Annotated in this window: 19 protein-coding genes; 9 read left to right on the top strand and 10 right to left on the bottom strand. The window is 67.7% G+C overall.

All coding sequences use genetic code 11. The annotated features are described in order from the left end of the window. The first annotated feature begins 12 nt into the window (after nt 1-12). The 3 genes from ctaD to CFB52_RS32285 are packed head-to-tail and all read left to right on the top strand — an operon-like array spanning nt 13 to nt 4600. Nucleotides 13-2652, top strand: coding sequence for a cytochrome c oxidase subunit I (gene ctaD / locus CFB52_RS32295; RefSeq protein WP_099318602.1), 2640 nt, complete (start codon nt 13-15; stop codon nt 2650-2652). Beyond that, complete coding sequence (locus CFB52_RS32290) at nt 2649-3056, top strand: hypothetical protein (protein ID WP_059575088.1); 408 nt, start codon at nt 2649-2651, stop codon at nt 3054-3056. Before ctaD ends, CFB52_RS32290 begins: the two co-directional genes overlap by 4 nt. Further along, nucleotides 3047-4600: a cytochrome c gene (locus tag CFB52_RS32285; RefSeq protein WP_099318457.1), complete on the top strand. Its 1554-nt coding sequence runs from the start codon at nt 3047-3049 to the stop codon at nt 4598-4600. Before CFB52_RS32290 ends, CFB52_RS32285 begins: the two co-directional genes overlap by 10 nt. A gap of 87 nt (nt 4601-4687) precedes the next feature. On the opposite strand, the gene CFB52_RS32280 is transcribed toward CFB52_RS32285, so the two are convergent. Beyond that, a complete protein-coding gene (locus CFB52_RS32280) occupies nt 4688-5053 on the bottom strand; it encodes an addiction module antidote protein (RefSeq protein ID WP_099318456.1) in 366 nt (121 codons plus the stop codon). Nucleotides 5054-5087: 34 nt separating this feature from the next. Continuing rightward, entirely contained in the window at nt 5088-6548 is a 1461-nt protein-coding gene (locus tag CFB52_RS32275; protein ID WP_099318455.1) for an efflux transporter outer membrane subunit, read from the bottom strand. A 77-nt stretch (nt 6549-6625) separates the two neighbouring features. Here CFB52_RS32275 and CFB52_RS32270 point away from each other — a divergent pair, with 77 nt between their 5' ends. The 4 genes from CFB52_RS32270 (at nt 6626) to CFB52_RS32255 (ending at nt 12412) form a co-directional block, all read left to right on the top strand. Beyond that, nucleotides 6626-7243, top strand: coding sequence for a TetR/AcrR family transcriptional regulator (locus tag CFB52_RS32270; RefSeq protein WP_059575081.1), 618 nt, complete (start codon nt 6626-6628; stop codon nt 7241-7243). An 82-nt stretch (nt 7244-7325) separates the two neighbouring features. Further along, nucleotides 7326-8435 (top strand): efflux RND transporter periplasmic adaptor subunit, encoded by a 1110-nt coding sequence (locus CFB52_RS32265; protein ID WP_099318454.1) that lies wholly within the window; start codon nt 7326-7328, stop codon nt 8433-8435. After that, on the top strand, nt 8432-11572 hold the full coding sequence (locus CFB52_RS32260) for an efflux RND transporter permease subunit (RefSeq protein WP_059575078.1): 3141 nt from the start codon (nt 8432-8434) through the stop codon (nt 11570-11572). Before CFB52_RS32265 ends, CFB52_RS32260 begins: the two co-directional genes overlap by 4 nt. A gap of 33 nt (nt 11573-11605) precedes the next feature. Next, nucleotides 11606-12412 (top strand): oxidoreductase, encoded by an 807-nt coding sequence (locus tag CFB52_RS32255; protein ID WP_099318453.1) that lies wholly within the window; start codon nt 11606-11608, stop codon nt 12410-12412. 184 nt (nt 12413-12596) lie between these two features. Here CFB52_RS32255 and CFB52_RS32250 read toward each other — a convergent pair whose 3' ends face one another. From CFB52_RS32250 to CFB52_RS32215, 8 genes are all read right to left on the bottom strand, one after another. Next, nucleotides 12597-12995, bottom strand: coding sequence for a RidA family protein (locus tag CFB52_RS32250; RefSeq protein WP_099318452.1), 399 nt, complete (start codon nt 12993-12995; stop codon nt 12597-12599). 67 nt (nt 12996-13062) lie between these two features. Further along, a complete protein-coding gene (gene benD, locus CFB52_RS32245) occupies nt 13063-13839 on the bottom strand; it encodes a benzoate diol dehydrogenase BenD (protein WP_099318451.1) in 777 nt (258 codons plus the stop codon). Next, nucleotides 13836-14858: a benzoate 1,2-dioxygenase electron transfer component BenC gene (gene benC / locus CFB52_RS32240; protein ID WP_099318450.1), complete on the bottom strand. Its 1023-nt coding sequence runs from the start codon at nt 14856-14858 to the stop codon at nt 13836-13838. The genes benD and benC overlap by 4 nt, the downstream gene beginning before the upstream one ends. 39 nt (nt 14859-14897) lie before the next feature. Then, nucleotides 14898-15386: a benzoate 1,2-dioxygenase small subunit gene (gene benB, locus CFB52_RS32235; RefSeq protein ID WP_059637266.1), complete on the bottom strand. Its 489-nt coding sequence runs from the start codon at nt 15384-15386 to the stop codon at nt 14898-14900. Further along, nucleotides 15383-16741: a Rieske 2Fe-2S domain-containing protein gene (locus CFB52_RS32230; protein ID WP_060011141.1), complete on the bottom strand. Its 1359-nt coding sequence runs from the start codon at nt 16739-16741 to the stop codon at nt 15383-15385. The genes benB and CFB52_RS32230 overlap by 4 nt, the downstream gene beginning before the upstream one ends. Before the next feature lie 118 nt (nt 16742-16859). After that, on the bottom strand, nt 16860-17810 hold the full coding sequence (gene catA / locus CFB52_RS32225) for a catechol 1,2-dioxygenase (protein WP_059575065.1): 951 nt from the start codon (nt 17808-17810) through the stop codon (nt 16860-16862). Nucleotides 17811-17859: 49 nt separating this feature from the next. After that, nucleotides 17860-18996, bottom strand: coding sequence for a muconate/chloromuconate family cycloisomerase (locus CFB52_RS32220; protein ID WP_089466150.1), 1137 nt, complete (start codon nt 18994-18996; stop codon nt 17860-17862). A gap of 462 nt (nt 18997-19458) precedes the next feature. Then, nucleotides 19459-20091: a TetR/AcrR family transcriptional regulator gene (locus CFB52_RS32215; RefSeq protein ID WP_059575062.1), complete on the bottom strand. Its 633-nt coding sequence runs from the start codon at nt 20089-20091 to the stop codon at nt 19459-19461. 152 nt (nt 20092-20243) lie between these two features. Here CFB52_RS32215 and CFB52_RS32210 point away from each other — a divergent pair, with 152 nt between their 5' ends. Further along, nucleotides 20244-21137: an NAD(P)/FAD-dependent oxidoreductase gene (locus CFB52_RS32210; protein ID WP_059575061.1), complete on the top strand. Its 894-nt coding sequence runs from the start codon at nt 20244-20246 to the stop codon at nt 21135-21137. A gap of 506 nt (nt 21138-21643) precedes the next feature. After that, the gene (locus CFB52_RS32205; protein WP_099318449.1) at nt 21644-23116 is read left to right on the top strand and encodes a benzaldehyde dehydrogenase; all 1473 of its coding nucleotides are present in this window, start codon (nt 21644-21646) and stop codon (nt 23114-23116) included. Nucleotide 23117 lies beyond the last annotated feature (1 nt).

Raw genomic sequence — 23117 nt, 5'->3', positions numbered from 1 at the left:
TCGAGGATGCCGATGGCCATTGCCCGCGACACGCCGGCCCCGCTCAACCGCGTACCCGATCTCGGCGAAGCGCCGCCCGGTTCCGCGCACGAGCGCGCGCTGGCCGAGTTGTGGGAATCGGAACCCGGCTGGCGCGGCTGGCTCGGCACCGTCGATCACAAGCGCATCGGGCTGCGCTACATCGTCACCGCGTTCGCGTTCCTGCTGCTCGGCGGCGTGGAGGCGCTCGTGATGCGCATCCAGCTCGCACGACCGAACGCGACGCTGCTCACGCCCGCGCAATACGATTCGCTGTTCACGATGCACGGCGTCACGATGATCTTCCTGTACGCGCTGCCGGTGCTGTCGGGCTTCGCGAACTACCTGTGGCCGCTGATGCTCGGCTCGCGCGACATGGCGTTCCCGCGGCTGAACGCGTTCTCGTACTGGTCGTTCCTGTTCGCCGGGTTGTTCCTGTACGCGAGCTTTCCGCTCGGCGCGGTGCCGGACGGCGGCTGGTTCAACTACGTGCCGCTCACGTCGCTCGACTACAGCGCCGGCGCGAACATCGACATCTATGCGCTCGGGATGATCCTGCTCGGCATCTCGACGACCGGCGGCGCCGCGAACTTCGTCGTCACGCTGCTGCGGATGCGCGCGCACGGCATGTCGATCGACCGCGTACCGATCATCGTGTGGGGCACGCTGACCGCGTCGGTCGCGAACCTGGTGGCGGTGCCGTCGGTGAGCCTCGCGTTCCTGCTGCTGTGGCTCGACCGCAATGCGGGCACGCACTTCTTCGACGTCGCGCATGGCGGCCGGCCGCTGTTGTGGCAGCACCTGTTCTGGATGTTCGCGCATCCGTGGGTGTACGTGGTCGTGCTGCCGGCGATGGGGATCGTATCCGACGCGCTGCCGACCTTCTGCCGGCGACCGCTCGTCGCGTACGAGGCCGTCGCGGTATCGACGGTGGCGACGATGCTGATCGGCTTCGAGGTGTGGGTCCACCACATGTTCGCGACCGGCATCGCGCCGCTCGCGCTCGCGTTCTTCGGCGCCGCGAGCATGCTGATCTCGATCCCGAGCGCGGTCGCGGTGTTCGCGTGGATCGCGACGATCTGGACCGGACGCCCCGTGTTTCGCACGCCGTTCCTGTATTTCGCGGGCTTCGTGCTGATGTTCGTGATCGGCGGCGTGTCGGGCGTGATGACGGCGGCCGTGCCGCTCGACTGGCAGCTCACCGATACGTACTTCGTCGTCGCGCACCTGCATTACGTACTGCTCGGCATCAACGTGTTCCCGGTGCTCGGCGGCGTCGCGTACTGGTTCCCGAAGTTCACCGGGCGGATGATGAACGAGCGGTTCGGCCGCTGGACCTTCTGGGTCGTGCTGATCGGCTTCAACCTCGGCTTCTTCCCGATGCACGTTTCCGGGTTGCTCGGAATGCCGCGCCGCATCTATACGTATCCATCTGGAATGGGCTGGGACACGTCGAACCTGCTGACGACGATCGGCTCGTTCGTGTTCGGGATCGGCATCGTGATGTTCGTCGTCAACGCGCTCGCGAGCGCACGGCGCGGCGTGCGCGCCGGCGACAATCCGTGGGGCGCGGCGGGCCTCGAGTGGTCGGTCGCGTCGCCGACGCCCGTGTACAACTTCGCGGTGCTGCCGCTCGTCGCGTCGCGGCATCCGCTGTGGGAAACGCGCGACGATCCGACGCGCACCAGCCTGCGGATCGGCTACCGGCTCGCACACGGGCGCGAGGCGCTCGCGGTCACGCCGCTCGCCGCGGCACCGAGCGCGATCCTGAAGATGCCGGACGACAGTTGCGTGCCGTTCGTGCTCGCGCTGCTCGCGACCGCCGTGTTCGCGGCGATGCTCGCGCGCTCGCCAACGCTCGTGTGCGTGGCCGCGGCCGGTTGCGCGGTCGCCACCGCCGTGTGGCTGTGGCCGCGCCGCGCGCTCGGGCAACGTGCTCAACTGCCCGCTCGCGCGAACACGCAGGCACCTGCCGCGGCCGCCGGGGCGCGCCCGGCCGAACCGCCGTCGGCCACGGTGCCGGCCGGCGCGCCGGCCGCCTGCCTCGACCCGCTGCCGATCGGCAGTTGCGGCGAACGCGCGGGCGGCTGGTGGGGTGTGCTCACGCTGATCGTGACCGAGGCCGGGCTGTTCGGCTATCTGCTGTTCTGCTATTTCTACCTGCAGTCGCAATGGTCCGCGCCGTGGCCGCCCGAAGGGATGCCGAAGATGGGGCTCGCGGCCGTCAACACGGTCGTGCTGCTGTCGAGCAGCGTGTTCGTGTGGCTCGCCGAGCGCGCGGTGCGGGCCGAGCGGCAGGCCCGCGCGGTCGCGATGCTCGTCGTCGCGCTGGTGCTCGGCACCGCGTTCGCGCTGGTCCAGCTTCACGAATGGCGCGACCATCCGTATGGCCCGACCGCGCACCTGTACGGCAGCCTCTATTTCACGATCACCGGGTTCCATCTCGCGCATGTCGTGGCCGGCCTCGCGATCCTCGCGCTGCTCGCGGGGTGGACGGCCGCCGGTTTCTTCAGCCGCGAGCGACGCGTCGCGCTGACGGTCGGCGGGCTCTACTGGCACTTCGTCGACATCGTGTGGCTGTTCATCTTCACCGCGCTGTACGTATCGCCGTTCTGGCTGAGGAGCACGGGATGAGCGACGCCCGACGCGCGTGGACCCCGCTGCTCGCGATCGCGGCCGGCCTCGTCGGCGCGCCCGCGCTGTGGTTTGCGCAGATGCTCGTGTCCGAAACGCTCGCGTCCACCGCATGCTATCCGCTCGGCGTCGCGCAGGCCGCGCCGCGCTGGACGCATGTCGGCGTGTGGCTCGCACTGATCGCCGCGGGCGCGTTCGCACTGGCCGCGGCCTGCGCGACGTGGCTCGCGCGGGCGTGGCGGCACCGATATCGACGCGATGCCGATGCGCCCGCCGTGACGCGCGACGACAGTACGCGCTTTCTCGCGCGCTGCGGAATGCTCGCCGCGCTCGGCTTCGTGATCGGTCTCGTGTTCACGGGAATCGTCACGGCTTTCGTGGGGCCTTGCAGTCCATGGCGCTGATCTCGTTCGCTTCGCGCTGCGTGCCCGGCCGCCGTGCGGGTGTCGCGCTCGCGCTGTGTGTCATGCTCGGCGCGTGCGACATGCAGCCCGACGACAACGCAGCGGCAGCCGGCGATACGGGCGGCGCCGCGTCGGCGGCCGACGCGCCCGAGCCCGCGTCGGGCTGGCGGTTCGTGCGGATTCACGCGTCGGCGGCCGATGCCGGTGCGTCGATGTCCGCTCGTGCGAGAGAGGATCCGCGGCTTTCACGCCGGCGGGAGGCGAGTGTCGCCAATTCGGCAGCGTCCGGGGCTTCCGCTTCGACCGCCCGCCGCCCGGTCATTGCCGCGGCGGCGGCGAGCGCCGACGCCGCGACGATCGCGCGCGGCCGCTATCTCGCGCTGGCCGGCGATTGCGCCGCGTGCCACGACGCGGCCGACCATACGCCGTACGCGGGCGGCCAGCCGGTGAATTCGCCGTTCGGGCCGATCTATGCGCCGAACATCACGCCGGACCCGACGCACGGGATCGGCCACTACACGCTGCGCCAGTTCGACGACGCGTTGCGGCGCGGCGTGCGCGCGGACGGCAGCCGGCTGTATCCGGCGATGCCGTACCCGTCGCTCGCGCACCTGACCGACGACGACGTGCGCGCGCTGTACGCGTATTTCATGCGCGGCGTCGCGCCGTCCCCGAACGCGGCGAAGCTCACGCAACTGCCGTTTCCGTTCAACCAGCGCTGGGCCCTCGGGCTGTGGAGCCTCGCGTTCGCGAACCGCGACCGGTTCACGCCCCAGCCGTCGCAATCAGCGCAATGGAATCGCGGCGCGTATCTTGTGCAGGGGCTCGGCCATTGCGGCGCATGCCATACGCCGCGCGGGCCGGCCTACAACGAACGCGGCTACGACGAACGCAGCCCCGCGTTCCTGACTGGCGGTATCAACGATCACTGGTTCGCGCCGAACCTGACCGGCGCGGACCCGGACGGCCTCGGCCGCTGGTCGACCGACGACATCGCCGCGTTCCTGCGCAGCGGCCATGCGGCGCGCGGCTCGGTGTTCGGCGCGATGGCCCCGGTCGTCGGCGAAAGCACCGCGTTGCTGACGGAGGACGATCGTCGGGCGATCGCCGGGTACCTCAAATCGTTGCCCGCGCAACCGACCGCCGCGACGAATCCGCTGGGCGTCGGCGTGCCGCGGTTGACGCCCGCCGGCCCGCGCCCGGAAAGCGGCCAGCAAGCGCCCGGGGCCGGTGTGTATGCGGGGTTCTGTGCGCGTTGCCACGGCGCGGACGGCACGGGCGTGCGCGATCACGGGCCGGCGCTCGCGAGCAGTTCGGTCGTGCTGGCCGCCGATCCGACGAGCACGATCCGGATCGTCGTCGAAGGCGCTCGGCCGGCGCCGGGTGAAAACGGCCCCGTGCAGCGGATGCCGGCGATGCGCGGCACGTTGACGAGCGGAGAAATCGCGGCGGTGGTCAGTTACGTGCGCGGCGCGTGGGGGAATCGGGCGGCGCCGGTGTCGGAGCAGGATGTGAGGCGGTTGCGGCGAGCGATCCATCGGTAGCCGCGTGCCGCATGCAGGGCTTCCCGCACGATGCCGACCGGGCGACACGAATGGGCCGGCGCGACTTCCGGCCCGCCCCTGACGGTATCATCCGTGAGCCGCCGCGCGTGCGTGCGCGCGCTTGCGAAGAATCGGCTCAGCTCCGGATGCCGCTTCGGCGGTCTGCGTGATTGGCGCAACGGTCAGATGCAATCCCAACGCGGCGACAACCTTCATGATCGTCGCAAACTCCGCGTTTCCGCCTTCCGACAGCGCACGGTAGAGCGCTTCACGCTTCACGCCGGACTCGCGCGCCAACGCCGTCATCCCACGCGCTTTCGCGACGTTCCCGAGCGCGGCCTGGATCAGTCGAGGGTCCCGATCTTCGAATGCCTGCGCCAGGTAGTGACGAATCGCTTCCTCGTCCTTAAGGTACTTCGAGCCATCGAATTCAGCCAGTTCGCTGATTTTCATATTCGCGCGATCATCAGAGGCTCCGGCGCTACCGCTACCGGCTCGCAACGGCCTCGGCCTCCGGCGCCTGCCATCCTCCACCGAGCGCCTTGAACGCCGCGACCGCCGCACGCGCCGATTCGGTTCGCGCCTGCACGCGTTCGTCGGACGCGCGCAGCAAGCTTTCGTCGGCCTGCAACACTTCGATCAGGCTGACGACGCCTTTCTGGTACGCCGCGAACGACGCGGCCCGCGCGCGGCCGAGCGAATCCACGCCGCTGGCCAGCACGGCCGCCTGTTCGTCGCGCTTGACGAGCGCAGAGAACGCATTTTCGACATCCTCGGTGGCGTGCAGCGCCGCGAGCCGATACGCGGCCAGCATTTCGGCTTCCTTTCCTTTGGCGTCGGCGATCTGCGCATTGATCCGGCCGAAGTCGAACAAGCGCCAGCGCAGGCCGAGCACGCCGGCCGCCTGGTTCGCACCGCCGGCAAACAGGTTGCCCGCGCCCATCGTCGTCGCGCTGCCGAGCAATCCGCTCAGCGAGAACTTCGGGTAATACTCGGCAATCGCCACGCCGATGCGCGCGTTCGACGCCGCAAGCCGTCGCTCGGCGACCATCAGGTCGGGCCGCCGCCTGAGCAATTCGCCCGGCGTGCCCGTCGCCGCGATCCGCGGCGCCACCGGCACGTCGCCGCCGTCGAGCAGTTCCGCGCGATGCGTGCCGGGCTGCGCGCCGAGCATCACGTCGAGCGCATTCATCGCCGTGTCCAGCGCCGCTTCGAGCACCGGCACCGTCGCACGAACCTGCGCGAGCGCACCTTCGGCCTGCCTGACCTGAAGCTCCGCCGCGAGCCCCTTCCCGTACAGCAGATTGATCGTCGACAACAGATCCTGCTCGGTCCGCACCTGATGCCGCGCGACCTTCAACCGGCCCTGCAACCCGCGAATCGTGATGTAGATGTCGGCCGTCTGCGCGGCGACGGCCAGGCGCGTGGCGACCGCCGCCGCTTCGGACGCCTGATAGTCGGCAAGGGCGGCTTGCCGCCCGCGGCGCAGCCCGCCGAACACATCCAGTTCCCAGCTCGCGTTGAAATCGGCTTCGTAGGCGCTCCCGTGACGGTCGAAACCGGGCGTCGAATTCAGAACGCGCCCCAACGGCGTTTCGACCGACTGATAGACGCGCGCGGCCTGGCCGGTCACATTGCCAGACGGCAACAGCGCCGCATCGGCCGCCCCGAGCCCGGCACGCGCTTGCGTGACGCGGGCCGCGGCCTGCGCGAGATCGAGGTTCCGTGCAAGCGCGAGCGTGACGAACCGGGTCAACTGCGGATCGCCGAAGCCCGTCCACCACGTCGCGAGTTCGGCGTCGGCCGCCGCGCGCCGCTGCTCCACGGCGCTCTGGCCCTGGAAGCGCTGCGGCATGGCGACGTCCGGCCGCACGTAGTCGGGACCGACGGCGCATCCGGCAGACAGGAGCGCGGCGAGCAGCGCGGCAACGATGGGTTTCGGTAGCATGACGGTTTCAGTCAAGATCAGGTAGTGACTATAATACCAAATAGTCACTCGTTGTCCATCCCTGCCAGCCGCAACCCATGAAAGAAAACACCGCTTCCCCCGCGCCCGCACGCGGCCCGGCCGATCACGACGTGCGCGACCAGATCGTGGCCGCCGCCACCGAGCACTTCAGCCGGTACGGCTACGAGAAGACGACCGTGTCCGACCTCGCGAAGTCCATCGGCTTCTCGAAGGCCTATATCTACAAGTTCTTCGAGTCGAAACAGGCGATCGGCGAGATGATCTGCGCGAACTGCCTGCATGAAATCGAGACCGACGTGCGCGCCGCCGTCGCCGAAGCGGAACTGCCCACCGAAAAGCTGCGGCGCATGTTCAAGGTCTCTACCGAAGCGAGCCTGCGGCTGTTCTTCCGCGACCGCAAGCTGTACGACATCGCCGCGTCGGCCGCCACCGGCAACTGGCAGTCGGTGCAGGCCTATGAGGCCCGTGTGCAGAAGCTGCTGCAGGAGGTGCTGCAGGCAGGCAGGCAAAGCGGCGAGTTCGAGCGCAAGACGCCGCTGGACGAAACCGCGACGGCGATCTACCTCGTGATGCGGCCGTACCTGAATCCGCTGCTGCTGCAGTACAACCTCGACACGACCGACGCCGCGCCCGCGCAGTTGTCGAGCCTGGTGCTCCGCAGCCTCGCCCCATGAACCGACACCGTTTGTGACCGTTGACTATTTTGGTCACTAGATACACAATGAAGGCCCCGATCACCTCGTCAGTGGGTCTTTCATGGTCCGGCGTCGCCTCGCTCTCCTTGCAGTCGCTTCCGCGCTGCCCCTCGCGCTAGCCGCCTGCAGCGGAAAAACGCCTTCCGATCCGCGCACGGAAGCGCCGCTCGTGCGTACCGCCATCGTGCACGCAGCCGCGCCCGCGTCGCGGTCGTTTACCGGCACCGTCGCCGCCCGCGTGCAGAGCGACCTCGGGTTCCGGGTGTCCGGCAAGGTGCTGGAGCGGCTCGTCGATACCGGGCAAACCGTCCGCCGCGGCCAGCCGCTGATGCGCATCGACCCCGTCGACCTGAAGCTCGCGGCGCGCGCACGCGACGAAGCCGTGGCCGCGGCACGGGCACGCGCGCGGCAGACCGCCGAAGACGAAGCGCGCTACCGCGACCTGCGCGGCACCGGCGCGATATCGGCATCGGCCTATGACCAGGTCAAGGCCGCGGCCGACGCCGCGAAAGCCCAGTTGAGCGCCGCCGAGGCCGACGCCGACGTCGCGCGCAATGCGACCGGCTACGCGGAACTGGTCGCGGACGGCGACGGCGTCGTGATGGAAACGCTCGCGGAGCCCGGCCAGGTCGTCAGCGCCGGCCAGCCGGTCGTGCGGCTCGCGCACGCCGGCAGCCGGGAAGCGGTGATCCAGCTGCCGGAAACGCTGCGCCCCGCGGTCGGATCCATCGCGCAGGCAGAGCTGTTCGGCAAGCCGGGCGCGAGTGTCCCCGCGACGCTGCGCCAGTTGTCCGACACCGCGGATGCGCGAACGCGCACGTTCGAAGCGCGCTACGTGTTGCAGGGCGCGCTGGCCGCCGCACCGCTGGGCGCGACCGTCACGATCCGCATGCCGGACGACGCGCGCGCGGCGCCGCAAGCCGGCCTGCAGGTACCGATCGGCGCGCTGCTGGATGCAGGCAAAGGGCCCGGCGTGTGGGTCGTCGCGGGCGATCCGGCCAAGGTGGGATGGCGGCCCGTCACGGTCGAGCATCTGGACGACGACAGCGCACGCGTGTCCGGCGCACTGAAGCAAGGCGAGCGGGTCGTCGCGCTCGGCGCGCAGTTGCTGCGCGACGGCGAAGCGGTTCGCGTGGCCGCCACGACCGCACACGAAGGAGCACGGCCGTGAGCGAACGCCGCTTCAACCTGTCGGCGCTCGCGGTGCGCGAGCGCGCGATCACGCTGTTCCTGATCTGCCTGATTTCGCTCGCGGGGCTCGTATCGTTCTTCAAGCTGGGGCGCGCGGAAGACCCTGCCTTCACCGTCAAGGTGATGACCATCGTCACCGCATGGCCGGGCGCGACCGCGCAGGAAATGCACGACCAGGTGGCCGAAAAGATCGAAAAGCGATTGCAGGCGTTACGCTGGTACGACCGCACCGAAACCTACACGCGCCCCGGCCTCGCGTTCACGACGCTGACGTTGCTCGACAGCACGCCGCCGTCCGAGGTGCAGGAGCAGTTCTATCAGGCGCGCAAGAAAATCGGCGACGTCGCGAACGATCTGCCGGCCGGCGTGATCGGCCCGCTGGTCAACGACGAATACGCGGACGTCACGTTCGCGCTGTTCGCGCTGAAGGCCAAGGGCGAACCGCAGCGCCTGCTGGTTCGCGATGCGGAGACGCAGCGCCAGCGGCTGCTGCATGTGCCGGGCGTGAAGAAGGTCGACATCATCGGCGAACAGGCGGAGCGCATCTACGTGCAGCTGTCGCACGACCGGCTCGCGACGCTCGGCGTGAGCCCGCAGGACGTATTCGCCGCGCTCAATGGCCAGAACGCGCTGACGCCGGCCGGCTCCGTCGAGACGCGCGGGCCGGAGATCTTCATTCGCATGGATGGCGCGTTCGACAAGCTGCAGAAGATTCGCGACACGCCGATCGTCGCGCAGGGCCGCACGTTGAAACTGTCGGACATCGCCACCGTCGAGCGCGGCTACGAAGACCCGTCCACCTTCATGATCCGCAACAACGGCGAACCCGCGCTGCTGCTCGGCGTCGTGATGCGCGACGGCTGGAACGGGCTCGACCTCGGCCGCGCGCTGGACCGGGAAGTCGGCGCGATCAACGCGGAGTTGCCGCTCGGCATGAGCCTGACCAAGGTCACCGACCAGTCCGTGAACATCAGCTCGGCCGTCGACGAGTTCATGGTCAAGTTCTTCGCCGCGCTGCTCGTCGTGATGCTGGTGAGCTTCGTCAGCATGGGCTGGCGCGTCGGCCTCGTCGTCGCCGCGGCCGTGCCGCTGACGCTGGCCGTGGTGTTCGTCGTGATGGCCGCCACCGGCAAGAACTTCGATCGCATCACGCTCGGTTCGCTGATCCTCGCGCTCGGTCTGCTCGTCGACGACGCGATCATCGCGATCGAAATGATGGTCGTGAAGATGGAGGAAGGCTACGACCGTGTGGCCGCGTCGGCTTACGCGTGGAGCCATACGGCCGCGCCGATGCTGGCCGGCACGCTGGTCACCGCGGTCGGCTTCATGCCGAACGGCTTCGCGCGCTCGACCGCCGGCGAATACACGAGCAACATGTTCTGGATCGTCGGGATCGCGCTGATCGCATCGTGGGTCGTCGCCGTCGCGTTCACGCCGTATCTCGGCGTGAAGATGCTGCCGAACCTCAAGAAGTTCGAAGGCGGTCACGATGCGATCTACGACACGCCGCGCTACAACCGTTTCCGACAGGTGCTGACGCGCGTGATTGCGCGTAAATGGCTGGTTGCGGGGTCCGTCGTCGGCCTGTTCGTACTCGCCATTCTCGGCATGGCCGTCGTCAAGAAGCAGTTCTTCCCGATCTCCGATCGCCCCGAGGTCCTCGTCGAGGTGCAGATGCCGTACGGCACGTCGATTTCGCAAACGAGCGCGGCCACGTCGAAGGTCGAAGCGTGGCTCGCGAAGCAGAAGGAAGCGAGGATCGTCACCGCGTACGTCGGCCAGGGCGCGCCGCGCTTTTATCTGGCGATGGGGCCGGAGCTGCCCGATCCGTCGTTCGCGAAGATCGTCGTGCGCACCGACAGCCAGGACGAGCGCGACGCGTTGAAGGCACGCCTGCGGCGGGCGATCGCCGACGGCCTCGCGCCCGACGCGCGCGTGCGTGTGACGCAGCTCGTGTTCGGCCCGTATTCGCCGTTCCCGGTCGCGTATCGGGTCACGGGCCCCGATCCGGACACGCTGCGCGGCATCGCGGCCGACGTCGAGCGCGTGATGGCCGGCAGCCCGATGATGCGCACGGTCAATGCCGACTGGGGCACGCGCGCGCCGGCGCTGCATTTCACGTTGGAGCAGGACCGCCTGCAGGCCGTCGGGTTGACGTCCAGCGCGGTCGCGCAGCAGCTGCAGTTTCTGTTGACCGGGGTGCCCGTCACCGAAGTGCGCGAGGATATCCGGACCGTGCAGGTGGTCGCACGCTCGGGCGGCGATGCACGGCTCGACCCGGCGCGGCTCGACGACTTCACGCTCGCCGGCGCGAACGGGCAGCGCATTCCGCTGTCGCAGGTCGGCAAGGTCGACGTGCGCATGGAAGAGCCGATCATGCGCTGGCGCGATCGCGTGCCGACGCTCACGGTGCGCGGCGACATCGCCGACGGCCTGCAACCGCCGGACGTGTCGGCCGCGATCACGAAGCAGCTTCAGCCGATCATCGCCGCGCTGCCGAGCGGCTATCGAATCGAGGAAGCCGGCTCGATCGAGGAATCCGGCAAGGCCACGAAGGCGATGCTGCCGCTGTTCCCGATCATGCTGGCGGTGACGCTGATCATCATCATCTTCCAGGTGCGCTCGATCTCCGCGATGGTGATGGTGTTCCTGACGAGCCCGCTCGGCCTGATCGGCGTGGTGCCGACGCTGATCCTGTTCCGGCAGCCGTTCGGCATCAATGCGCTGGTGGGCCTCATCGCGCTGTCGGGGATCCTGATGCGCAACACGCTGATCCTGATCGGCCAGATTCACCAGAACGAACAGGCTGGGCTGGATCCGTTCCACGCGGTCGTCGAGGCGACCGTGCAGCGGGCGCGCCCGGTGATCCTCACCGCGATGGCGGCCGTGCTCGCGTTCATACCGCTCACGCATTCGGTGTTCTGGGGCACGCTCGCGTACACGCTGATCGGCGGCACGTTCGCCGGGACGATCCTCACGCTGATGTTCCTGCCGGCGATGTACGCGATCTGGTTCAGGATCCGACCCGGTCATTCCGCCACCGCCCGCCACGGCGGCCATGAACCGGCGGCGCCCGCCACGACCGCACTTCAGCCCGCGCTGGATGCGCGCGATTGATATTCCCCATTCCCCGTATCGAAGGAAACAGCCATGTCGAATTCCACCGTTGTCGTCGTGACCGGCGTGTCGTCGGGCATCGGGCGCGTCGCCGCAGAACGATTCGCCGGACGCGGCTGCCGCGTGTTCGGCACCGTGCGCAGCATCGCGCAAACGGCGCCCGTCGCCGGCGTCGAGCTGATCGAGATGGACGTGCGTGACGACGCGTCCGTTCGATCCGGCATCCGGACGATCATCGAGCGCGCCGCGCGTATCGACGTGCTCGTGAACAATGCGGGCATGAGCCTGATCGGCGCGGTCGAGGAGACGTCGGTGGACGAAGCCGAGGCGTTGTTCGACACCAATGTATTCGGCATCCTGCGTACGACCCGTGCGGTACTTCCGCACATGCGGGCGCAACGGCGCGGCCGGATCGTCAATGTCAGCTCGGTGCTCGGCTTTCTGCCGGCGCCGTACATGGGGCTTTATTCGGCGTCCAAACACGCGGTTGAAGGTTTGACCGAATCGCTCGATCACGAGCTGCGCCAGTTCGGCATTCGCGCGACGCTGGTCGAGCCGTCGTTTACGCGGACCAACCTGGACGTCAACGCGCCGCAGGCGAGCGCGCCGATCGCCGATTACGACCGCGAGCGCACGCTCGCGGCGCGCGCCGTCGGCGACAGCGTGAAAGCCGCGCCGCACCCCGAGGGCGTGGCCGCCACCGTCGTCGACGCGGCGCTCGGCGCATGGCGGATGCGGCGTACGCCCAACGGCGAGGCGTCGCTGCTGCGCAGGTTGCGGCGCTTCATGCCGGCCGGCCCGGTCGATGCGAGCCTGCGGAAAAAATTCCGGCTCGCGTGACGCGGCCGGCCGACGAAACGTCCGTGGACGAGGCACCCGCCAGGGAAATCGGCATCATCGGAACCGACAATATCGGCCGCACGCTTGCGCGCCGGCTGTAGGCGGCAGCCGGAACGGCCGGGGCGCCTCGCGGTGACGGTCGCCGGGATCGAAGGCGATGCGAAGCAAGCCGCGACGCCGATACTCACCGCTGCAACACCGCCACCGCCTTGATCTCGACGAGATAGCCGGGTGCGCCGCCCAGCATGTGCGCGCCGACCGCCGTCCACGCCGGCTTCGGATGCGCGCGGAGGTAGCGGTCGCGCACCTGCATGAACAGCGGCAGGTCGCGCATGTCGGTGTGGAAGGTCGTGAGATCCACGACGTCGTCGAGCGACGCACCGCCCGCTTCGAGCACGCACTTCAGGTTCTCGAACGCCTGCACGATCTGTGCTTCACGGCCTTCGACCAGTTGCATCGCCGCGTCGCGGCCGATCTGGCCGGACACGTACAACGTATCGCCCACCTTGACCGCCGGCGCATAGCCGATTTTTTCGTACACGGCTTCCATGCCGGCCGGGACGATCGCTTCGCGTTGTTGCATGAGTGTCTCCGTGGCCGGACTCGCAGCGCCGGCCGATTGTTCGTGTGAGGATCGGTGCGCGCGCCGCTCAACCCGTATCGCCGCCCGCCACCGGCAGCACCGTCCCGGTGATATAGCTCGCTTCATCGGACGCGAGAAACAGAATCGGCGCGATCTGTTCGTCGAGCGTGCCGTAGCGCTTGAAGTACGTCGAGTCGGTCACCTGCCGCACCGCTTCCCTCATCCACGCCTGTTCCTGCTCGGTGTCGCCGGCCGCATTGCGCGGCACGCGGCGCGGCGGTGCGCTGGTGCCGCCCGGCGCGGTGGCGACGACGCGGATGTTGTGTTCCGCGTACTCCATCGCGAGCGCCGACGTCAGCGCGTTCACACCGCCCTTCGCGGCCGAATACGGCACGCGGCGAATCCCGCGCGTCGCGTTCGACGAGATGTTGACGATCGTGCCGCCGCCACGCGCGATCAGGTGCGGCAGCACGGCATGGCAGGTATAGAGCGTCGGCATCAGCGAACGGCGGATTTCCGCGTCGATCTGCGCGGGCTCGAACTCGGCGAACGGCCGCATGCGAATCGCGCCGCCGACGCCGTTGATCAGGATGTCGACGCCGCCGAACGTCCGCACCGCGTGCGCAATCGCCGCATGCGCGCCTTCGTACGTTTCGAGATCGGCGACGAAGCCTGCCGTGTCGCCACCCCTCGCTTCGGCCGCCACCTCGGCGACGAAATCCGCGCGATCGACGAACAGCACCCTGCCGCCCTCGGCCGCCGCCCGCAGCGCGACGCCGCGGCCGATGCCCTGCGCCGCGCCCGTGACGACGACGACCTTGCCGGAGAATCGTTGCATGATCATGCCGCCTTTGCCGTGACGTTGGGGGTGAACTTCTCGTAGTGGAAGCTGGCCGGCTTCACGCCCGCTTCGTCGAAATACTGGCGCACCGCATCGACCATCGGCGGCGGGCCGCACAGATACACGTCGACGTCGCCGTCGTTCAGCGCGTCGGCCGGGATGTGCTGCGTGACCCAACCCTTGCGCGGATGGCTCGACGCGGCGTCCGCAACGACGGTGGCAAAGCTGAAGTTCGGCAGCTTCGCCGCAACCGCCTCGATCGCGTCGACCAGCACGAGATCCAGATCGCGCGTCACGCCGTAGACGAGGTGCACCTGCTGCCGCGACCCGCTGCGCGCGAGCACGTCGAGCATCGACAGGAACGGCGCGAGGCCCGTGCCGCCGGCGAGGAACAGCAGCGGCCGCTGCACGTCGCGCAGGTAGAAGCTGCCGAGCGGCCCGTTCAGTTCGAGCGTGTCGCCGGGTTTCGCCGATTCGAGCCACGTGCTCATCACGCCGCCCGGAATCTTCTTGATCAGGAATCCGACCTTCGTATCGCCCGGCGCGGACGAGAACGAATACGAGCGATGCTGGCCGCTGCCCGGCACGCCGATGTTCACGTACTGGCCCGGCAGGAACGCCGGTGCGCTCGCGCCGACATCGAGCTCGAGCACGACGGCCGCATCGTTGTGCTGCTCGACCTTCGTGACCGTCGCGGCGAAGCTGCTCTGCCCGGTCTTGCACGCGACCGACGACGTCGGCACCGCGATCACGCAGTCGCTTTGCGGCACCATCTGGCACGTCAGCACGAGGCCACCGTCCTTTTCGTCATCGGTGAGCGCATCGTCGATGTAGTCGTCGCCGAGGTCGTAGCGGCCGCTTTCGGCGCGGCACTTGCAGGTGCCGCACACGCCGTCGGAACAATCCATCGGCAGGTTGATCTTCGCGCGGAAAGCCGCATCGAGCACCTTCTCGCCGGCCTTGCAGTCGATGAAGCGGGTTACCCCGTCCTCGAAATTCAATGCAATCTTGTAGCTGGACATCGCGTCACCTCCACTTCCTTTCATGGCAAACAACGGGCGTCAGACGTGATAGACGTCGAGCACCTGCCGGATGTAGTCGTTCTTCAGCACGATCTTCTTGTGCGAGATCAGCAGCGCGTCGCCCGCCTGCCGCAGCGTGACGAACACCGTGCCGAAGAAGTGGTCGGTCACGCGGTAGCGGTGATTCAGCGTGTGAAAGTTGTAGCGCACGTCGACCTCGCCGTCGCGTTCGGCCAGCACCTCGACGTTCGTCACGTTGTGGCTGGTGCGCGGTTCGGGCGTCGATGCACCGCTGCGCTCGGTCTTGATCCGGAACACGCGATCCTCGAGCCCGCCGCGATCCGGGTAGTACATCAGCGAAATCTGGCGCTGCGGATCGTCGGTCGGCCGATCGTCGTCGTCCCACGCGGGCATCCAGTACGTGACGTCCTCCGTGTAGCAGGTCAGCCATGCGTCCCACTCGCGATCGTCGAGCAGACGCGCCTCGCGATACAGCGTCGCGCAAATCGTCCGGTAATCGAAGCTCATGCCGCCACCTCCCCGCGTTCCTTCTTCAGCGCATCGCGCATCACGTGCACCCAGTGTTCGTGCTGGCACACGAACAGCCCTTCGTCCTCGCTGCGCTCGCCCGAAATGCGCGGGTTCAGCCCCATCTTCCTCGCGTTCTCGTCGGGCCCGTCGATCCACAGCGGCGCACCGCGCGACAGGTCGTTCCACATCGCCGTGATGCCCGCATAGCCGGCCTGGCACGCGCGGAACTCCTCGAGATCGTCGGCCGTGCCCATGCCGGTCACGTTGAAGAAATCCTCATACTGGCGGATGCGCGTCGTGCGGTCGGCTTCGCTCTCGCCCTTCGGCGCGAAGCAGAAGATGCTGACTTCGGTCTTGTCGACCGCGAGCGGACGCACCACGCGGATCTGCGTGCTGAACTGGTCCATCAGGAACACGTTCGGATACACGCACAGGTTGCGCGTCTGGTTCACGATGAAATCGGCCTGCACGTCGCCGACGCGCGCCCGGATCTCGTCGCGGTGCCGGTACACGGGCCGCACTTCCGGGTTCATCGTCTTGGTCCACAGCAGGATGTGGCCGTGGTCGAAGCCGTACACGCCCGCGACCGACTTGCTCCAGCTGTTCGCGTCGACCGCCTTGGTGCCCGCTTCCTTGCGGCGGCCCATCGTCGCCGCATAGTTCCAGTGCACGGTGCTGACGTGATAGCCGTCGCAGCCGTTCTCCATCTGCATCTTCCAGTTGCCTTCGTAGATGTAGGACGAGTTGCCGCGCAGGACTTCGAGCCCGTTCGGCGCCTGATCGACGATCTGGTCGATGATCACGCGCGCTTCGCCGAGGTAGTCCTCGAGCGGCAGCACGTCGGCGTTGAGGCTGCCGAACAGGAAGCCGCGATAGTTCGCGAAGCGCGCGACCTTCTTCAGGTCGTGCGAGCCGTGCGTGTTGAACTGCACCGGATACTCGGTCGTCTTCTCGTCCTTCACCTTCAGCAGCTTGCCGGTGTTCGAGAAGGTCCAGCCGTGGAACGGGCACGTGAAGCTGCCCTTGTTGCCGTGCTTGCGGCGGCACAGCATCGCGCCCTTGTGCGCACACGCATTGATCACCGCATGCAGCTCGCCGGTCTTGTCGCGCGTGATGACGATCGGCTGGCGGCCGATCCACGTCGTGTAGTAATCGTTGTTGTCGGGAATCTGGCTTTCGTGCGCCAGATACACCCAGTTGCCCTCGAAGATATGCTTCATCTCGAGCTCGTACAGCGCCGCGTTCGTGAAGATGTCGCGGCGGCAGCGGAAAATGCCGGCCTCCTTGTCATCCTGCACGGCGGTCTCCAGCAGGTGATCCAGTTCGTTCGTAGCGTCGATCGTGACGGACATGATGGCTCCTTCCATGCGCGTGCCGCGTCCTGCAAGCACGCTCGCATCGGTATCGGTTGAGTCTCGGGGGGACCGGCCGGCAGCGGCGACGCGTCTCGCGCCGCCGTGCCGCCGGCGGTCAGGCCGTGGCGGACGCGCGCAGGCGTTCGACGATCTGGTTGTCCTTGCCCTGTACGAGCGGGGTCAGCACGAAGTCGAATTCGATGTCCTGGTACGCGTCGGCCTTGAGCCCGAGCGCCGTGCCGCCGGTCTTCTGCGTGACGGGCGGAATCAATTCCTCGCGCGTCGCATACGCGAAGTCGTCCCAGATCAGCGGATCGCCGTCGATGTTGAACTGCGTCGTGAGCTTGCGGTGGTCGTCGCTCGTCACGAAGAAGTGCACGTGCGCGGGACGGTTGCCGTGACGGCCGAGACGGTTCAGCAGTTGCTGCGTCGCGCCCTGCGGCGGGCAGCCGTAGCCGACCGGCATCAGCGTGCGGAATTCGTATTTGCCGTCCGCGCCCGTCCTCACCGCGCCGCGCAGGTTGAAGTCGGTCTGCGCGCCGGTCGGATCGAAGTGCGAATAGAAGCCGTGCGAATTCGCATGCCAGCATTCGACCAGCGCGCCAGTCACCGGCTTGCCGTCGAGATCCTTCACCGTGCCGTGGATCACGAGCGGGCCCGCGCCTTCGTCCGCGTCGAGGTCGATCTTCGCGACGCCGTCGCGCACCGGAGCGCCCGCCACGTACAGCGGCCCCTCGATCGTGCGCGGCGTGCCGCCATCGAGGCCGATCGCCTCGTCCTCGGCATCCATCCGGATGTCGAGATACTTCTCGAGACCGAGGCCGGCCGCGAGCAGCGCCGCTTCGCCATCCTGACCAAGCTTGTTCAGGTAGTTCACGCCGGCCCACACTTCGTCCGGCGTGATGTCGAGATCGTCGATCGCCTTGAACAGGTCGCCGAGCAGGCGCAGCACGATCTGCTGCGTACGTGCGTCGCCCTTCGAGCCGTTTCCGCCGCTCCCGCTCGCGTTCGATGCGGCCTTCAGCAGATCCTGCACTTCGTTCGTGTCGAAAACCTTGACGCTCATGATGCTGTCTCCATGTGTATTGGGGGATGACGGTCTTTGCCTGACTCGATTACCGCACGACTTTCGTCAGCCCGTCGCGGGTGAAGCGCCTGACCTTGTCCTCGTCGAGCGCGATGCCGAGACCGGGGCCGTCCGGCACGGTCAGTTCGAAGTCGCTGTAGTCCAGCGGCTGCGTCAGGATTTCCTCGGTGATCAACAGCGGACCGAACAGTTCGGTGCCCCACTGCAGGTTCGCGACGCTCGCGAACAGGTGCGCGGACGCCACCGTGCCGAACGCGCCTTCGAGCATCGTGCCGCCGTACAGCTCGATGCCGGCCGCGTCCGCGATCGCCGCGACGCGTTGCGCGGCGAACAGGCCGCCACTCTGTTCGATCTTGATCGCGAACACGTCGGCGCCGTGATGCTTCGCGATCTCGAATGCGCTGTCCGGGCCTTGCAGGATTTCGTCGGCCATCAGCGCGACCGGGAAGCGGCGCATCAGGCGCGCGAGCGCCGCGGCCGACGCGACGGGCTGCTCGACCAGTTCGCAGCCCGCATCGGCGAGCGCCGGGATCGCGCGCGTGGCCTGCGTTTCGCTCCACGCCATGTTCACGTCGACGCGCACCGACGCGCGCTCGCCGAGCGCCTGCTTGATCTCGGCCACGTGGCGGATATCCGTTTCCGGCGCTCTCGCGCCGATCTTCAGCTTGAATACGTTGTGGCGGCGCAGGTCGAGCATCCGCTCGGCTTCGGCGATGTCAATGGCCGTATCGCCCGACGCGAGCGTCCATGCAACCGGCAGGCGGTCGCGACGGCGGCCGCCGAGCAGTTCGCTGACCGGCACGCCGAGACGCTTGCCGTGCGCGTCGAGCAGCGCGGTTTCGAGCGCGCTCTTCGCGAAGTGATTGACCTTCGCGAGCTTGCCGACATGCGCCATCAGCGCCTGGACGCGCGTCGCGTCACGGCCGACGATCGCCGGCGCGAGGTACGCGTCGATCGCGAGCTTCATCGCTTCCGGGCTTTCCGGGCCGTAGGCCATTCCGGCGATCGTCGTGCCTTCGCCGATACCGGTCACGCCGTCGCTGCAGAACACTTTCACGAGCATCAGCGTCTGGCCGTGCATCGTGGCCACCGACAGCTTGTGCGGGCGGATCGTCGGCAGATCGACGAGGCGGGTTTCGATGCGTTCGATGGTCGCGGAGGACATGGGGTGCGCTGCGTGGGGGTGGTTCATGGGACGGATTTATACGCGGCGGGGAAACGGGGCGTCCAATACTTTTAGGCGGGATTTTCGATACCTAGCAGGTATTGAAACCGCACTGGCGGCGCGAAATATGGCGGTGCGCCATACCTGTTTTGGATAGGTATGCTGGCTGGGAGGCTTGCTGGCGCGCGGTCGCGCGGGCTCGGGGTGGTGTTTGAGCGGAAGCTTATTGCTACTGCTTTTGGCAGCCGGAAAGCCCGCTGAAACCGGTGGCCTGTCGAGGCGATCAGGGTTTTCCTGATGGGAAAAAGGGTGGGGCTGGTCGCCCGGTCTTCAGCTTCGGTGTCGGTTGCTGCGAATGATCGGAAGGAAGTGGGTAGGCGGATATCGACGTTCTTGAACGCCCTCGTCGTCTGTCAGAAGCCGACGGGCGCTATCGCCCAGAAAGCGACCTTCGTTCGCGGCCTAGATGCCACCGTGCGCGGCAATGAACATGGCGACGGCCGACCGGCAATAGGACTCGATTTCGTCGTCGTCCTCTGCGCGCGCCTCATCGAAGCGCGCGACAAGCAGAAGATCGGATCCTTTGAAAAGCGCGGCAAACAAGCGGGCGGACCGGTGAGCATCGGGCACGTTCAGAATCGCTTTCGCGTGCAACTGACGCAACACCGCCTCGATTTGAGCGATGACACGGGCCGGCCCGGCTTCGTAATGAAGCTTGCTCAACGACCTTTGATTCGTCTTGTCGGCCAAAACCATGGCTTCGACACTGCGGACGTCCGGGCTCAACAGCGTGCGAAGCAGCGATGATCCCACCGCCATGAGCTGATCTTCGACCGAACCGTCGACGCCTTCGGAAAGGGTCTGCGGTGCGAATTGATCGCAACGAGCCACCATGGCCGCGCTGAACAGCGCCTCCTTGTTCTCGAAGTGCCGATAGATGCTGAGCTTGGATATCTTCGCCCGCTGGGCGACCTTGTCCATGGTCGTCGCTTGAAAACCCAATTCCACAAAGAGTTCGGACGCGGCGTCGACTATCGTTTGGCGAAGCGCTTCGTTCGCCGGCCGGCCGCGGCGGCCCGGGTTGTTTTCGGTCACGACAATTCCAGTACTTGACAGTATTCAAATTCCAGCATTACGATACCATGCAGTATCGCAAATGTGCAAGCCAATGGGGTCGGCTTCGCGTATCGCTGGACGATATTGCGCATCAGCCCGCCCCCTCCATCCACGACACGGAGCCCATCACCATGAACGACGTCATCATCATCGGCGGCAGCTTTGCCGGCCTCGCCGCCGCCCTGCAGCTCGGTCGGGCCCGCCGCGCGGTCACCGTGCTCGATACCGGCCGGCCGCGCAACCGCTTTGCCGGCCATTCGCATGGCCTGCTCGGCCACGATCACAAGCCGCCGCTGGACATCCTGGTCGAGGCGCGGCGGCAACTGGCGCGCTATCCGACGATCACGCTGGTCAATGCCCGGGCGGAGAGCGTGGCCGGCGCGATCGACGATTTCCGTGTCGTCACGGACGATAACGAAATCCTGACGGCGCGCCGCCTGATCCTGAGCTATGGCGTCGCCGATCAGATGCCCGATGTTCCGGGCTTCGCGGAAAGCTGGGGCACGTCCATCGTACCCTGCCCCTATTGCGACGGCTTTGAAGCCGCCGGCCAGCATTGGGGGCTCGTTTGGTCCGGCCCGCAGTCGCACCAGTCTGTCAGGCTGTTCCGCGACTGGACCGACAAATTGACCGTCTTCGCCGATGGTCACGACATCGCGCCGGATATCCAGGCCGATCTGGCCCGCCGCAACATCCCTGTCGTCGATGGCCGGATCGTGGAGATCGCCCATCGCAATGGCCATATCACCACCGTCAATCTCGATACCCGCCGCCATGTCGCGGTCGACATCCTGTTCGCCCAGCCGCGCAACAAGCCGTCCGCAAGCCTGCATGAATCGCTGGGCCTCGCCACGGTCGATACGCCCACCGGCATCGTCCTCGAGGTCGACGCGCGCCGCCAAACCAGCATGCCCGGTATCTACGCCGCCGGCGACCTCGCCACGCCATTCTTGCCCTCGGCCACCCAGGCATCGTCGCAGGGCGCGATGGCGGGTATCTTCGCCCAACAATCGATGCTGGTTTGAGCACGCGGATTCCGTTCTCCGGTTGCATCGACACCTTCGAAGCGGCTGGCGTGGATCGGCGAGGTGAAGGACGGATTCGTCCAGTTTGACGGAATGGCAGGAGCGGTTGGTGTGCGTCGCGTTCCGGCGGCAGGCGGCGCGGGTCTCGACGCCTGAGACGATCACGCGCAGGTCTGGCGCCTTGTTGCTGGTGGAGGTGGCCTGGCTCGAGAAAAGCCGAGCATGGGCCTTGGCGCCGCTTTGCGCGCCGAGCCTTCGGATACGGCGCACGTCGCGCCGCACCCGCTCTACCTGCCGCGTCATCGGCCGGCACGCCGCAACAATCCACCCACCGACTGTCCAGTTTCCGTACACCGAATCGCGAACGCTCTCCAAACCATGCGCGCGCCGCGCGTGGGAAGAAACCCGGATAGCCCCGCTTCCCCACACCGGCCTACCCTCGCGCGCACGCCGGTCGACGCCAGGCAACACCCGATCCGGCGATCCGAATTTCCCCAGGAGCGCACATGGATAGCAGCAGGAACCCCGCCCTCTTCGACGCCGACATCTGGCGCGGCAGGATCTTCACCGGACGCTGGCACGCGAGCCCGCACGCGGCCGACGTGATCGAACCGGCGACCGGCAACACGCTCGGCCGCATCGGTCTCGCGGACAGCGCGGCCATCGCCGACGCATCGGCCGCCGCACATCGCGCACAGCCCGCGTGGTTCGCCCTACCCTACGACGACCGCGCGGCGGTCCTGCGCCGCGCGGCGGCCGTCGCCGAAACGCACTTCGACGCGATCGTCGACTGGCTCGTGCGCGAAAGCGGCTCGACCCGCGCGAAGGCGTCGTTCGAAACGTCGGTCACGATCAAGGCGCTGCACGAAGCGGCCGGACTGCCGTCGCGCGCGGCCGGCGAAGTGCTGCCGTCGACGGCCGGCCGGCTGTCGCTCGCGCGCCGCCGCCCGCGCGGCGTGGTCGGCGTGATCTCGCCGTTCAATTTCCCACTGTACCTCGCGATACGCGCGGTCGCGCCGGCGCTCGCGCTCGGCAACGCGGTCGTGCTGAAGCCCGATCCGCGCACCGCCGTGTGCGGCGGCATCGCGATCGCCCGCGTGTTCGAGCTCGCCGGCTTGCCCGAAGGCGTGCTGCACGTGCTGCCCGGCGACGGCGCGGCCGGCGCGGCGCTGGTCGCCGATCCGCACGTCGCGATGATCCAGTTCACGGGTTCCACCGCGGCCGGGCGCAAGGTCGGCGAAGCGGCGGGCCGCCATCTGAAGAAGGTATCGCTCGAACTCGGCGGCAAGAACTCGCTGATCGTGCTCGACGATGCCGACCTCGATCGCGCGGTCGCGAACACCGCGTGGGGCGCGTATCTGCATCAAGGCCAGATCTGCATGGCGACCGGCCGCGTGCTCGTGCAGCGCGCGATTCATGACCGCTTCGTCGCGAAGCTCGTCGAAAAGGCGCAAAGCCTGCGCGTGGGCGACCCGGCCGCCGGCGACGTCGGCCTGGGCCCGCTGATCAACGCCGCGCAGCGCGACCATGCGGCGAGCGTGGTCGACGCGGCCCACCGCGCGGGCGCGCGTGTCGAGACGGGCGGCGGCCATCGCGGCCTGTTCTTCGAGCCGACCGTGCTGAGCGGCGTCGCGCCGGGCAATCCGGCATTCGACGAGGAAATCTTCGGGCCGGTCGCGATCGTCGTGCCGTTCGATACCGACGAGGACGCGATCGCACTCGCCAATCAAACCGAATACGGGCTGTCGATGGCGATCCTGTCGGCCGACGTCGGCCGCGCGCTGCGAATCGGCGAGCGCTTGAACACCGGGCTGCTGCACATCAACGACCAGACGGTCAACGACGAAGCGATCAACCCGTTCGGCGGCGTCGGCGCATCGGGCAATGGCTCGAGCATCGGCGGTGCGGCAAACTGGGAGGAATTCACGCAGTGGCAGTGGCTGACGATCAAGGGTGAAGCGCCGCTGTATCCGATTTGAC

The sequence above is a fragment of the Burkholderia sp. AU18528 genome, from assembly GCF_002223215.2.
Lineage (GTDB): Bacteria > Pseudomonadota > Gammaproteobacteria > Burkholderiales > Burkholderiaceae > Burkholderia > Burkholderia semiarida.
Note: the sequence above shows the minus strand (reverse complement) of the source record. Positions and strands in the feature narration are given on the sequence as shown.

Bases quoted from the DNA above. Each gene is read 5' to 3' on its own strand.
- CFB52_RS32220 (WP_089466150.1), bottom strand. From the start codon at position 18,996: ATGTCCTCCGCGACCATCGAACGCATCGAAACCCGCCTCGTCGATCTG.
- CFB52_RS32280 (WP_099318456.1), bottom strand. From the start codon at position 5,053: ATGAAAATCAGCGAACTGGCTGAATTCGATGGCTCGAAGTACCTTAAG.
- benB (WP_059637266.1), bottom strand. From the start codon at position 15,386: ATGAGCTTCGATTACCGGACGATTTGCGCGACGCTGTATCGCGAGGCG.
- CFB52_RS32285 (WP_099318457.1), top strand. From the start codon at position 3,047: ATGGCGCTGATCTCGTTCGCTTCGCGCTGCGTGCCCGGCCGCCGTGCG.
- catA (WP_059575065.1), bottom strand. From the start codon at position 17,810: ATGAGCGTCAAGGTTTTCGACACGAACGAAGTGCAGGATCTGCTGAAG.
- ctaD (WP_099318602.1), top strand. From the start codon at position 13: ATGGCCATTGCCCGCGACACGCCGGCCCCGCTCAACCGCGTACCCGAT.
- CFB52_RS32255 (WP_099318453.1), top strand. From the start codon at position 11,606: ATGTCGAATTCCACCGTTGTCGTCGTGACCGGCGTGTCGTCGGGCATC.
- CFB52_RS32205 (WP_099318449.1), top strand. From the start codon at position 21,644: ATGGATAGCAGCAGGAACCCCGCCCTCTTCGACGCCGACATCTGGCGC.
- CFB52_RS32210 (WP_059575061.1), top strand. From the start codon at position 20,244: ATGAACGACGTCATCATCATCGGCGGCAGCTTTGCCGGCCTCGCCGCC.
- CFB52_RS32250 (WP_099318452.1), bottom strand. From the start codon at position 12,995: ATGCAACAACGCGAAGCGATCGTCCCGGCCGGCATGGAAGCCGTGTAC.
- CFB52_RS32275 (WP_099318455.1), bottom strand. From the start codon at position 6,548: ATGCTACCGAAACCCATCGTTGCCGCGCTGCTCGCCGCGCTCCTGTCT.
- CFB52_RS32290 (WP_059575088.1), top strand. From the start codon at position 2,649: ATGAGCGACGCCCGACGCGCGTGGACCCCGCTGCTCGCGATCGCGGCC.
- CFB52_RS32270 (WP_059575081.1), top strand. From the start codon at position 6,626: ATGAAAGAAAACACCGCTTCCCCCGCGCCCGCACGCGGCCCGGCCGAT.
- CFB52_RS32265 (WP_099318454.1), top strand. From the start codon at position 7,326: ATGGTCCGGCGTCGCCTCGCTCTCCTTGCAGTCGCTTCCGCGCTGCCC.
- benC (WP_099318450.1), bottom strand. From the start codon at position 14,858: ATGTCCAGCTACAAGATTGCATTGAATTTCGAGGACGGGGTAACCCGC.
- CFB52_RS32230 (WP_060011141.1), bottom strand. From the start codon at position 16,741: ATGTCCGTCACGATCGACGCTACGAACGAACTGGATCACCTGCTGGAG.
- benD (WP_099318451.1), bottom strand. From the start codon at position 13,839: ATGATCATGCAACGATTCTCCGGCAAGGTCGTCGTCGTCACGGGCGCG.